We start from the raw sequence: 12,309 nt of genomic DNA, 5'->3' as shown, positions 1-12,309 counted from the left end.
GGTCACTTTCATGCAGTCTGGACATGGGACATTGCGCGGGGATGTAGCCGTAGAGACCTTCGAGCGTCTTGAACGTTTGTGCGTGACGCCAGAGGCGAACCGCATCCTGTCGGCGCCCCCCTATCCGGGTATCGAGCGCATCCAGGCACAGTTTCGCGGCGATGCCTTCGAACTGCATCGGCACGATACCTATGCGCTTGGTGTCACCATGCGCGGCGTGCAGACCTTTCGTTATCGTGGCGAGCAGCGCAATAGCCTGCCGGGGCGGGTGATCGTCCTCCATCCGGACGAACTGCATGATGGCGGTGCTGCAACCGATGACGGCCTCGTCTACCGCATGCTCTATCTGGAGCCTTCCGTGCTGTTTCAATGCCTGGCGGCTGCCCGTATCGGGCTGCCCTTCGTCGACGAACCCGTCATTGAGGACAACCGCCTTGCCGGTCTGCTGCTGGCGGCACTCGGCGAGCTCGATCGCGAACTGGATGAGCTCTTTGTCGACGATTTCGTCTCCCGCCTTGCTGACGGCCTCGTGCAGCATGCGCGCTTGCCACAGAGGCCGTTGGGCAGCATCGCCTGGGGGCAGGCGAAGGCAGCGCGGGACTATCTCGAGGCGCATGTCACGCGCGACGTGCGTTCACAGGAACTCGAGCGCATCACCGGCCTCGACCGTTTTGCGCTCGCGCGGCATTTCCGCGCCGCCTTCGCGACCAGTCCGCACCGCTTCCTGCTGATGCGGCGGCTGCAGCAGGCGAAGGTGATGATCGGCAACGGCGAGTCGATCGCCGAGGTTGCCGCCGCGACCGGTTTTGCCGATCAGAGCCATCTGACGCGGCATTTCAAGAAAGCCTTCGGCATCGCACCGGGCGCATGGGGCAGCATGGTGCGGGGAGCCGGACAGCGAGGCTGACCGGCCCTCAGTGAAATCCGAGGAACTGCTTGAGCTCCGGTGTCTGCGGGTTGGCGAAGACTTCGCCCGGCGGGCCGATCTCATGCACTCGGCCCTGGTGCATGAAGACGACGCGGGAGCAGACGTCGCGGGCGAATTTCATTTCGTGCGTCACCATCAGCAGCGTCATTCCTTCGCTTGCCAGCTCGCGCACGACGGCGAGAACCTCAGCCACAAGCTCCGGGTCGAGGGCCGAGGTGATCTCATCACAGAGGAGCGCGATCGGCTGCATGGCGAGCGCCCTGGCAATGGCGACGCGCTGCTGCTGGCCGCCGGAGAGCTCGTCCGGATAGGCGTCGAACTTGTGCCCGAGACCGACGCGGTCGAGCATCCGCCGCGCCATGGCCTCCGCCTCGGCCTTGGCGATCTTCTTGACGACCATCTGCGACAGCATGACGTTGCGTCCGGCACTCAGATGCGGGAACAGATTGAACTGCTGAAAGATCATGCCGACCTTCAGACGTAATGCTTTCAGATGCAGATCATCTGGAAGAAGCTGCGCGCCTGCAACAGAGATCGAGCCGTCGTTGATCGTCTCCAACCCGTTGATACAGCGCAGCAGCGTCGATTTTCCCGAACCACTCTTGCCGATGATGGCGATGACTTCGCCCGGCTCGACATCGAGGTTGATGCCTTTCAGGACTTCGTTGCTGCCAAAGCTTTTGCGGACTTCAGTGACCTCGATGAGCGACATTGAGCTTCCTTTCCAGGATCTGGCTGCTTTTCGACAGCGGCCAGCAGAGGGCAAAATAGATGAGCGCGACGAAGCCATAGACGGTGAATGGCTGGAAGGTCGCGTTGGTGATGACGGTGCCGGCCTTTGACAGCTCGACGAAGCCGATGATCGAGGTGAGGGCAGTGCCCTTGACGACCTGCACGGAGAAGCCGACCGTCGGCGGCACGGCGATGCGCAGCGCCTGTGGCAGGATGACATAGCGCATCTGCTGGATATAGCCCATGCCGAGGCTGGCGGAGGCTTCCCATTGCCCCTTGGCGACGGCCTCGACGCAGCCGCGCCAGATCTCGGTGAGGAAGGCGGACGACCAGAGGGTCAGCGCTGCGCCGGCGGCCAGCCAAGCCGGCACGTCGATGCCGAAGAGGCCAAGGCCGAAGAAGGCGAGGAAGAGCTGCATCAGCAGCGGTGTGCCCTGAAACAGCTCGACGAAGTATTCGACGGCGATGCGACCGGCCTTGCGCTTGCCGATGCGAAGGAACAGCAGGATCGCGCCGACGATGGCGCCGCCGGCAAAGGAGACCAGCGACAGAAGTATCGTCCAGCGCGTGGCCAACAGCAGGCCGCGGAGAATATCCCATGTGGTGAACTGGATCATCGGCTGGCCCTGCGTGGAAAGATCAATGCGCCCACGCCCGCGAGCGCCTGTCGGAGCAGGATCGCCAGCCCCAGATAGATCGCCGTGGACACGAAATAGGCTTCGAAGGCGCGGAACGAGCGTGACTGGATGAAGTTTGCCGCGAAGGTCAGATCCTCTGCCGCGATTTGCGAGACGACCGATGAACCGAGCATGACGATGACGACCTGCGACGATAGCGCCGGCCAGATGCGTTGCAGGGACGGCACGAGAACGACATGGCGGAAGGTCTCGAACGGCGTCATCGCGAGGCTCGCGCCGGCTTCGAACTGGCCACGCGGCGTTGCCTGTATGCCTGCGCGGATGATCTCGCAGCTATAGGCGCCGAGATTGATGACCATGGCGAGGTTGGCTGCGGTCATCTCGTTCATCTGGACGCCGATGCCGGGCAGGCCGAAGAAGATGAAGAAGAGCTGGATCAGGAAAGGCGTGTTGCGGATCAGCTCGACATAGGTTGCAACGACGGGCTTGAGCCAGCGTGGGCCGAGCGCGCGCGCCCAGGCGCAGGCGATGCCGAGGATGATGCCGAGCACGGCGCCGATCAGGGTCAGCTCCAGGGTGACAAGGATGCCCTTGATCAGGACAGGGTAATATTCGGCGAGCCAGCCGAAGTCGAAATGATAGCGCATGGGAAGATACCTCGCTCGGACGGACCGCGCCGCCAGCCAGTGGTGCGGTCCGTCGTGCGTTGATCAGAAGCCGGCGGGAAGATCGGCACCGAGCCACTTCTGCGATATCTTGTTCAGCGTCCCATCGGCCTTGGCGGCGGCGATGATCTCATCGACCTTTTTCTGCAGGGCCGGCTCGCTCTTGTTGAAGCCGATGTAGCAGGGGGAGTTGGTGATGAGGAATTTCATCTCGGGCTTTTTCGGCGGGTTTTTGGCGAGGATTGCCGCCGCGACGACGTTGCCCGTCGCGATCAATTGCACCTGGCCGGAGAGGAAGGCGGAGATGGTGCCGTTATTGTCTTCATAGCGTTTGATCGTCGCGTCCTGCGGCGCGACCTTCGTCAGCGCCAGATCCTCGATCGCGCCACGAGTGACGCCGATCGTCTTGCTGGAAAGGTCCTCCGGCTTGGTGGCGGCGATGTCGGCGGGGCCGAAGATCCCGTTGAAGAAGGGCGCGTAGGCGTCGGAGAAATCGATGACGGCCTGGCGTTCGGCATTCTTGCCGAGGCTTGAAATCACCAGATCGACCTTGTTCGTCTGCAGGTAGGGAATGCGGTTGGCGCTGGTGACCGGCACGAGCTCGGTCTTCACGCCAAGTTTTTCGCCGATCAGGTTGGCCATGTCGATGTCATAACCCATCGGCGCCATATCCGTGCCGACGCTGCCGAAAGGCGGAAAGTCCTGCGGAACGGCGACGCGGAGCGTGCCGCGCGATGTTATGTCGCTCAAGGCATCCGCCCGGGCTGTGTGCGGGGCGGAAAGCGATCCCATCGCGAGCATCGCGATGCCGAGTGCCATGAGCAATTGTCTGCGCTTCATCGAGTGTCCTTCCAATCGGGCTATGTGAAAGCTGGAGGGCAAAACGCAAGACCCATGCCAGTCGCCGGCACGACGTTCATCTCAGGCGGCTGCCGGTGTCCTCGCGAGAGGGGTTCGTTTTCGATGGATAGTTTGCCGGCGCTTGCCTAAAAAATACGCATTTTAAGGTCGCGGCGTTTCTTTGCACGCGTCTATCCGGGGCGCTGCAAACGGGCACTCATGCAATAGAAGCAAGGGGCGATGTGGCGCGAGAACGGTGGATCATTTTCATGGCTGGACACCGCCACATCTATGTCCCATAGAACCGACAAAAGGTTAACGTCCTTTGACGCTCGCGATGGGAGATTCGGAAGATGGTGCTGGCTGATGCTAAGGCGGGAAAACGCAACGAGGCGGGGATATCAGCCGTTCTCGGCATTCTGAAGCAGACGTTCGGAGAGCGCTTCCAGACCGGCGAAAGCTTCCGCGCCCAGCATGCCCATACGACCACCTATATTCCCGCGCAGCTTCCCGACGGCGTGGTTTTCGCCGAAACGCGCGACGACGTGCAGGCTGTCGTCAAGGTCTGCGCCGAGCATAAAGTGCCTGTCATCCCCTTCGGCACGGGCTCTTCGCTGGAAGGGCAGGTGAATGCACCACAAGGCGGAATTTCCCTCGATTTCAGCCGGATGAACCGGGTTCTTGAAGTGAACGCCGAGGATCTGGATTGCACCGTCGAGCCAGGCGTGACCCGCGAGGAGCTCAACACGTATCTTCGTGACACCGGCCTGTTCTTCCCGATCGATCCCGGCGCCAATGCCTCGATCGGCGGCATGGCGTCCACTCGCGCCTCGGGCACGAATGCGGTCCGCTACGGCACGATGAAGGACAACGTGCTGGCGTTGACTGTCGTTACCGCCAATGGCGAGGAAATCCGCACCGCCCGCCGCGCCAAGAAATCGTCCGCCGGCTATGATCTGACCCGGCTGTTCGTCGGCGCGGAAGGAACGCTTGGGGTGCTGACGTCGGTGACGTTGCGCCTGCAGGGAATTCCCCAGAAGATCGCCGGCGGCGCGTGCGCCTTTCCCGATATCAAGGCGGCATGCGATGCCGTCATCATGACGATCCAGATGGGCATTCCCGTTGCCCGTATCGAGTTGCTCGATGCCATGCAGCTTCGGGCCTGCAATCGCTATTCCGGCCTGACCTTTGACGAGAAGCCCACGCTTTTCCTCGAATTTCACGGCACCGACGAGACTGTTGCGCTGCAATCGGCACAATTCGCCGAGATCGCAGCCGAGTGCGGCGGTGGTGAATTCCTTTGGACTGTTAATGCGGAGGAGCGCAACAAGCTCTGGAAGGCGCGGCATGATGCCTATTGGGCAGCGCGCGCCCTTGCGCCTGACCTGGCGGCACTGTCGACGGACGTCTGCGTGCCGATATCGCGGCTGGCCGAATGCGTCGCGGAGACCCAGGCCGATATCGAGGCGAATGGATTGTTGGCGCCGATCGTCGGACATGCCGGCGACGGCAATTTCCATGTGCTTGTCCTGTTCGACGACAAGACCCCGGAAGGTATCGCGACGGTCGAGGCTTTCGTTGCCCGCCTCAATGCGCGTGCACTGGCCATGGATGGCACCTGCACAGGCGAGCATGGCGTGGGGCAGGGCAAGATGTCATTCCTTGAACAGGAGCTCGGCGATGCCGTCGATTTGATGCGACAGATCAAGGAAGCGCTCGATCCCGATGCCATTTTCAACCCTGGTAAGATATTCCATACGCATTGAAAGGTGGAGCATTCCCATGATCTTGGCTTGCTACCCGCGTGAATGGCGCTAGGCTTGAGCCACCCTTTTCTGACCGTTGTCATGGAAAGCGGCCAGGATGCGCTAGATCACGCCGCATCGTTCGGGAAAAATGATGCGATTTTGCAATGGGATCGGATAGAAACGTGCGTATCCGGGGCGATGTGGTGTATGTGCTCCGATAGGTTACGGTCTATCGTATATTTGGAATGAAGATTGGAGACGGTGCGCATTGTTAGGTAAGGTCCTGGTTTTTCTGGGTGGATTGCTTGTGGTAGTGCTGTTCGTGGCGCTGCTCGCTCCGATCTTCATAGACTGGACCGATTTTCGTAAGAATTTCGAGGATCAGGCGAGCCGTATCATCGGCAAGAAGGTGACGGTTCACGGCACCGTCGATGCGCGCCTCCTGCCTTTTCCCTCCGTGACGCTGCATGATGTTCGCGTTGGTCAGGAGGCCGATGGTACGCCTCTGGTGCAGATTGCCGAATTCTCCATGGATGCCGAGCTAGCGCCCTTTCTTTCGGGCGAAGCGCTGATCTTCGATATGCGCGTGTCGAAACCGAAGGTGCACCTGCGGCTGGCAAAGGACGGCACATTGGATTGGATGCGCGGCAGCCAGCCAGAGATTCCCGCCAAGTCGGTGGTGCTCGAAAGCGTGCATGTGGACGATGGCGATATCCTGTTCATCGACGAGCAATCCGGCCGCACCCGGCATATTACCGGTTTCAATGCTGAGATGTCGGCGAAATCGCTGGCAGGGCCATGGCGGATCGAAGGCGATGCGGCGCTCGATGGCGAGCACGGTAACTTCAGTATTTCCAGCAGCCAGCCTGATGACAACGGCGTTTTGCGCGTTCGCACCCGGCTGATGCCCGACCGGCATCCGCTCAACGTCGATCTTGATGGCGAGTTGAAGCTGGTCAACAGCAAACCGGACTACATGGGTTCGTTCAACGCCGGGGTCGACGACAAACGTTCTGGCAATTCTGGCGACCAGCAAGTCCAGCCTCGCATCAAGGGCCGTTTCGAGCTGACCAACGATCGTATTCGCGTTCCCGAGTATAGGCTGGAAGTCGGCGCTGCCGACGATCCCTACGTGGTGACGGGCGAGGCGACACTGGATACCGGGACCAAGCCGGAGTTTCTGCTGACCGCCGATGGCCAGCAAATCGACGTCAATCGCCTGGGTAACAGCAAGGGTCCCAATGGCAAGACCAACCGGAACCCGGCCGTTTCGGCTCGCCAGCGTTTGAACAGCCTGATTGAGACCGCAGCAGAAATTCCGGTGCCGCAAGTGCCCGGTAAGGCGACCTTCCGTTTGCCCGCGATTGTTGCCGGCGACACGACCATTCGCGACGTGCAGCTCGATCTCGAGCCGGCGGGAACGGGCTGGAAGATCGATCATGCGATCGGCACGCTGCCTGGGCGCACGCAGGTCGAAGCGCGGGGCAATCTGATGCTGCAGGGCGAGCCGAATTTCATCGGCAATCTCGTCGTCGCCTCCAGCCAGCCCTCCGGCCTCGCCTCCTGGCTGGTGGGATCCGTGGATCCGTCTATCCGCCAACTGCACCAGGCCGGCTTCTCCTCTGACGTCAGCTTGCGGCATGAAGAGCAGCGCTTCGAGAATCTGGAGATCGCCATCGGTTCGGCTACGCTCAAGGGCCGCCTCGATCGCCAGGCGCCGAACGACAAGGATGCGCCGAAGCTTGCCGTCGATCTTACCGGCGATGCGTTCGATCTCGATGCGCTGAGAGCGTTGACCGGCCTGTTCACCGGTCAGGACGCCGGCGAATCCCTTTTTGATCACCGGATCACCGCTCATCTGCAGGCTGCGAAATTCGTCGCCTTCGGCGTGCCGGCCGACGATGTCGATACATCGTTCTCGATCGCGGATGGCGCACTGACGCTTGACAAGCTTGCGGTACGCAATGTCGCCGGCGCGGAGATCACTGCGACGGGCCGCGCCGACGGTTCGCCCGCGAGCTATAAGGGATCGGGCGAAATCACTTTCAAGGCGGCCGATCCCGGCCCCTTCTTCGAAATGCTCCGCCAGCATCTGCCCCATCATCCTGTCATGGATCGTCTGGTGCGCAACGCCGCCTGGTACGGAAACACCGCGCTTCGCGGCGCGGTGACGCTCGGCGGCGATCAGGACAATGCGTTGACGGTGACGCTCGCCGGCGTGTCCAACGGCAGCCGCGTCAATTTCGATTACCGCATGTCCGATCTGGCGGCGTTCGCAGGCAAGGGCAAGACGACGCTGGAAGGAACGCTCGAAAATTCCGTGACGTCGATCCTCTTCGGTCAGGCCGGTCTCGATCCGCTGCCGGTCGAAGCCGATGCGAATGGCCGCATGACCTTGAAAGTGTCCGCCAGCGGCACAGATCCGGCCGATGCGGCGCTGACTTTCGCGACCGATAAGACCTCGTTCACTGCAAACGGCAAGGTCGACGTGCGCCCCGACAGCTTCCTCAACGGCAACGTCGCACTATCGCTCGATAGCGCCGATCTCGATCCCTATTTCGTCATGAACGGCATCGGCATCCCGCAGATGGGCACAGGCTTACCGGTCAAGTTCCAGGCCAATGCCGCTGTCAGCCCCGACAAGATCGTATTCTCCGGCATGAAGGGGCTGTTTGCCGACAACAATGTGTCGGGCGCGCTCACCTTCGATAGAAAGGCGCCGAACATAAAGGCGACCGGGGAATTGGCGCTAGACAAGGTGGATCTCGGCTGGCTGGCCGAGGCGATCTATGGCCCGATCACGGACGCCAAAACCGGCAAGCTGACCAGGGACAAGCTCGGATTGCCGGCTTTCAGCGGGCTCGATATCGGCATCAAGCTTTCGGCGAAGCAGGTATGGCCGGGCATATTCGGTCCGATTTCGAATTTCACCGGCAATGTCGCCTACAAGGGCGAGGAATTGCGGCTGAACGATCTGTCCGGCGGCTGGAACGGCGGCACGCTGAATGGCAGCCTGATGCTCGCCAATTCCGACGGCACCGGACTTATGCAAACGAAGCTCAGCCTCGCCAACGGCGATCTTGCCGCGGTCGCCTGGCAACGTGACGGTGCGCCACTTGCCAGCGGCCGCTTTGGCCTGGCCATGAATGTCGAAGCCAGCGGCAAGAGCATGGGCGACCTTGCAGCCAACGCCAGTGGTTCGGGCGAGGTCAAGCTCGGAGAGACTCATGTGCGTGGCCTTAATCTGTCCGTCCTGCCGCCCTTGCTGTCGGCGACGGATCAGATCCAGGGCGATATCACGGCCGAAAAGGTGTTGCCGATCGTGCAGACGCTGCTCAACAATGGCGAGGCGGTGCTGCCGGCCACGAGCATACCGTTCAATATCTCCTCCGGCGTCGTGCGTGCTACGAACATCGTTGCCGGCAACGATGTGGCGAAGCTCTCCGGCAATGCCGAAATCAGCTTGCCGGATGAGCGTATGCGCGGCTCTCTCGGCATCGACTTGAATGCCGCAAGCGAGGCGCAGAGTGGCGCCGAGCCGGCTTTGCGCCTCGATTTCGCCGGCCCGCTGGCAACGCCCGGCCGGACGATGGACGTGAGCGACGTCACCAGCTTCCTGTCGCTGCGCGCTTTCGAGCGCGAGCGCCGGCGCGTCGAGCGCCTTCAGGCCAATGTCCTCGAAAAGCAGCGGCTCCGGCGCGAGGTCTCGCTTTACAAATACGTGGCCGTTGCGCGCGAAGCCCAACGGCAGCGCGACGCGGCCATCGAGCAGCAGCGGCGGGCCGAAGAAATCCGGCTGCGCGATTTGATGAGGCAAACTGCGGCACAGAAGCAAGCGGACGAGGAGGCTAAGGCCAAGGCCGCCGCCGAAGCTCGTGCCAAAGCCGAGGTCCAGCAATTGCCGGCGCTCAACGGCCAGTCGCCGCAGCCGACAACGCCATTGAACTTCAACGGATTGCCCGGTGTCGCCCAATAGCGCATGGCTTTGTGCGGCATTGGTTTCAACCGGATGCCGTAATCTGGAGCAGTGACGCTAGTTGCGTTCTTTCAGCCACTTGAGAACATAGAGGCGCAGCGCGGAGGAGAGGTTGCTCTCTGCATCGCGTCCGTCGTCGATTTCGGAAATCAGCGCTGCGAGCGACGTGCCGCGTACATTGGCGATTGCCTTCAGTTCTGTCCAGAAGGCATCCTCAAGAGAAAAGCTCGTGCGATGGCCATGCAGCGTCGCGGAATGTTTACGGATCATCGGCGGGTCGATCAAAAAAATCGGAAACGGTGGGATATTTGTAACGTGATTCAAAATGCACGGGTAAGCAACTGATTTCGGAAGTTTTTTAATTCTGGCGCAGTAGTCAGTCGTCTGTTTCTAGCGTCTCCCTGCGGCCGGCCTCGTGTTCTTTTGTGGCCTTGTCGTTGAGCGCCTTCGTCAGGTTCTTTTCCGTCTTGGTGCGGCCAAACGTGATGCGGTTCTGTTCTGCCTGCTTTTCTTTCTCGGAACGAGCCTGTTTCTTGCGGAACTGGCGCAGATTGACGATTTCGGCGTTCATCGATCTTTTCCCGTTGCCGATGTGGAAAGGGGAAGCGGATGCTTCCCCGACATGCTCACTGCTTCTTGCGGAATGCGTCGAGAGAGACGACGGAACCAGGCTTCTTTTCCTCGCCGTCCTTGGCCGCTGCCGGCTCTTCGGCGTGTTCGGCCGTCACGGGGTAGGCGGTGATCTCGCTGGAAGTGATTTCCTCGTCGTCGGCCAACGGCACGTCGAACTCCAGTTCGAAGTTGACGGAAGGATCGTAGAAGCCGCGGACCGCGTTGAAGGGGATGACCAGCTTTTCGGGGACATCGGAGAAAGACAGGCCGATCTCGAACTGGCTCTCAGTGACTTTCATATCCCAGAACTGATGCTGGATGACGATGGTCATCTGCTCTGGATACTTCGACTTCAGGTGCTGCGAAATGCGCACACCGGGAGCGCCCGTCAGAAAGGTGATGAAGAAATGATGATCACCGGGCAAACGGCCGGTGGCGCCAACCTCGGTCAACACCTTGCGTATGACTCCACGCAGGGCGTCCTGTGCCAAAATGTCGTAGCGGATATGATCCTGCGCCATGCTTTCCTGTCTTTCGTTGGCCCATGCTTTTTGTAAGGCTTATGCCACGCCGAACGTCGACGGGAAAGCCCCGTGCGCGAGTCATCGCCTCGTCATATATAATATAGCACTGGAGGATAAGGTGAAGGCTTCTGTTGCCAGGTGCCTTCGAACCCCGCCTAAGAGTGCGACCCCTTAGGACTTTATTTGAAGTGTCACACCGCGATTAAGCAGCGAGACGAGCTTCCGCATAGTTGTCGTTTGCAACTACAATTTTAGCCCGATAACGGCGGTACAATGCCGAGCAAAAAGTCGATCTTTACACCCTTGTCGATCCTGTTTCGCCCCCATCAAAAGCCGGTCTGACGCCAGTTAGCCGGCCGGTTTTTGGTGGAGGCGCCGGGTACCGCCCCCGGGTCCAATAGGTTTATTACACCGCTCATTTATCGCCATAGCCGGCCCGAAGACCGGCATGGCTGATATAGTGTTTTCCGCGGGCGAAGGGAAGGGCAATTGTCATAAATGCTTTGCTGAAACATCGGTTTGCGACAGGAAGGCAGAGAATCGGTGAGATTATTGTCAGCCGCGGTTGGTTTCCCACCAGCTTGTCACTAGAATTGCGAAAAAGGAATCGGCCGGGCGCGGCGGCGAACTGCCGCTGGCGGCACTCGCGCTGTCCGGAAAACTTCAAGAGCGATTTCGGAGCTGAAGATGGTTCGCCACCCGGAGTATCAATACCTCGACCTGATGGCGCACCTGCTCGATAACGGTGATCGCCGGATCGATAGAACGGGCGTCGGCACCCTGAGCGGCCTCGGAGCGATGATGCGCTTCGATCTCTCGAAGGGGCAGTTCCCGGTCTTCACGACCAAGCGCGTCTACTGGAAGCTCGCCGTCAAGGAAATGCTCTGGTTCCTGACGGGTGACACGAACATCCGCAACCTCCTTAAGGAAAACGTGCGGATCTGGACCGATTGGCCATTGGCGAAATATCGCAAGGCCACCGGCGAGAACATCGATCAGATCGCTTTCGAGGCGCGAATTCTGGCTGACGAGGCTTTTGCGCTCGAGTGGGGCGATCTCGGCCCGGTCTATGGCAAGCAATGGCGCCAGTGGCGCGATGCCGAGGGCCGGGTGCATGATCAGCTCGCATCGGTCATTCACGACCTGAAAACCAATCCCAGCAGCCGCCGGATGATCTTCCATGCGTGGAATGTCGGCGAATTGGCCGACATGGCGCTGCATCCCTGCCACATGGTCTATCAGTTCCATGTGTCGAACATATCCGGCGCCGAAGGCCGGCGTCCGCGCCTCAGCCTGATGGTCTTCCAGCGCTCGTGCGATCTGTTCCTGGGGAACCCCTTCAATATCTCGCAGCAGGCGGCCTTGCTGGCCATGGTTGCGCAGCAGGTCGATATGGACGTGGGGGAACTGGTCTGGTCGGGCGGCGACGTGCACCTCTATCTCAACCATCTGGATGCGATCCGCGAGCAGTTGAGCCGTGAACCCAGGCCGTTCCCGACCCTGCGCTTGCTGCGTCGGCCCGACAGCATAGACGGCTACCGCATCGAGGATTTCGAAGTCGTAGGCTACGAGCCGCACGCGGCGATTGCGGCTGAGGTTGCCGTCTAGGCGGCGTTTCGGCCGGGCAACGAATATTAGCCCGAGGG

The 12,309-nt window shown here is 60.7% G+C and carries 11 protein-coding genes and 1 other RNA gene; 4 read left to right on the top strand and 8 right to left on the bottom strand.

The genetic code is table 11. The features are described 5' to 3' along the window. The first annotated feature begins 31 nt into the window (after positions 1 to 31). Positions 32 to 907: an AraC family transcriptional regulator gene (locus tag GA0061101_RS16065; protein WP_092574197.1), complete on the top strand. Its 876-nt coding sequence runs from the start codon at positions 32 to 34 to the stop codon at positions 905 to 907. A gap of 7 nt (positions 908 to 914) precedes the next feature. Here the strand turns inward: GA0061101_RS16065 and GA0061101_RS16060 are convergent, their stop codons facing one another. From GA0061101_RS16060 to GA0061101_RS16045, 4 genes are all read right to left on the bottom strand, one after another. Then, positions 915 to 1,640 (bottom strand): amino acid ABC transporter ATP-binding protein, encoded by a 726-nt coding sequence (locus GA0061101_RS16060; RefSeq protein ID WP_092574133.1) that lies wholly within the window; start codon positions 1,638 to 1,640, stop codon positions 915 to 917. After that, a complete protein-coding gene (locus tag GA0061101_RS16055) occupies positions 1,618 to 2,277 on the bottom strand; it encodes an amino acid ABC transporter permease (RefSeq protein ID WP_092574131.1) in 660 nt (219 codons plus the stop codon). The genes GA0061101_RS16060 and GA0061101_RS16055 overlap by 23 nt, the downstream gene beginning before the upstream one ends. After that, positions 2,274 to 2,945, bottom strand: a complete 672-nt coding sequence (locus GA0061101_RS16050; protein ID WP_092574130.1) for an amino acid ABC transporter permease — start codon at positions 2,943 to 2,945, stop codon at positions 2,274 to 2,276. The genes GA0061101_RS16055 and GA0061101_RS16050 overlap by 4 nt, the downstream gene beginning before the upstream one ends. A 63-nt stretch (positions 2,946 to 3,008) precedes the next feature. Beyond that, positions 3,009 to 3,782, bottom strand: coding sequence for a transporter substrate-binding domain-containing protein (locus tag GA0061101_RS16045; RefSeq protein WP_245297489.1), 774 nt, complete (start codon positions 3,780 to 3,782; stop codon positions 3,009 to 3,011). Between the two features lie 374 nt (positions 3,783 to 4,156). On the opposite strand from GA0061101_RS16045, the gene GA0061101_RS16040 reads away from it, so the two are divergent. Then, positions 4,157 to 5,569 carry an FAD-binding oxidoreductase gene (locus tag GA0061101_RS16040; RefSeq protein WP_092574128.1) on the top strand — a complete coding sequence of 471 codons (1,413 nt, stop codon included), beginning with the start codon at positions 4,157 to 4,159 and terminating at the stop codon, positions 5,567 to 5,569. A gap of 250 nt (positions 5,570 to 5,819) precedes the next feature. After that, on the top strand, positions 5,820 to 9,527 hold the full coding sequence (locus tag GA0061101_RS16035) for an AsmA family protein (RefSeq protein WP_092574126.1): 3,708 nt from the start codon (positions 5,820 to 5,822) through the stop codon (positions 9,525 to 9,527). Between the two features lie 57 nt (positions 9,528 to 9,584). Here GA0061101_RS16035 and GA0061101_RS16030 read toward each other — a convergent pair whose 3' ends face one another. From GA0061101_RS16030 to ssrA, 4 genes are all read right to left on the bottom strand, one after another. Continuing rightward, complete coding sequence (locus tag GA0061101_RS16030; protein WP_037202875.1) at positions 9,585 to 9,797, bottom strand: ribbon-helix-helix domain-containing protein; 213 nt, start codon at positions 9,795 to 9,797, stop codon at positions 9,585 to 9,587. A 106-nt stretch (positions 9,798 to 9,903) separates the two neighbouring features. Continuing rightward, positions 9,904 to 10,098, bottom strand: coding sequence for a DUF4169 family protein (locus tag GA0061101_RS16025; RefSeq protein WP_092574125.1), 195 nt, complete (start codon positions 10,096 to 10,098; stop codon positions 9,904 to 9,906). Between the two features lie 55 nt (positions 10,099 to 10,153). Next, positions 10,154 to 10,660: an SspB family protein gene (locus tag GA0061101_RS16020; protein WP_037202684.1), complete on the bottom strand. Its 507-nt coding sequence runs from the start codon at positions 10,658 to 10,660 to the stop codon at positions 10,154 to 10,156. A gap of 120 nt (positions 10,661 to 10,780) precedes the next feature. Further along, positions 10,781 to 11,150, bottom strand: a transfer-messenger RNA (tmRNA) gene (ssrA, locus tag GA0061101_RS16015). A 200-nt stretch (positions 11,151 to 11,350) separates the two neighbouring features. Between ssrA and GA0061101_RS16010 the strand changes: the two genes are divergently transcribed. Further along, on the top strand, positions 11,351 to 12,271 hold the full coding sequence (locus GA0061101_RS16010; RefSeq protein ID WP_092574124.1) for a thymidylate synthase: 921 nt from the start codon (positions 11,351 to 11,353) through the stop codon (positions 12,269 to 12,271). The last annotated feature ends 38 nt before the right edge of the window (positions 12,272 to 12,309 follow it).

The organism is Martinezella lusitana (genome assembly GCF_900094565.1).
Lineage (GTDB): Bacteria > Pseudomonadota > Alphaproteobacteria > Rhizobiales > Rhizobiaceae > Rhizobium > Rhizobium lusitanum.
This window is presented reverse-complemented; position numbering and strand designations above follow the sequence as displayed.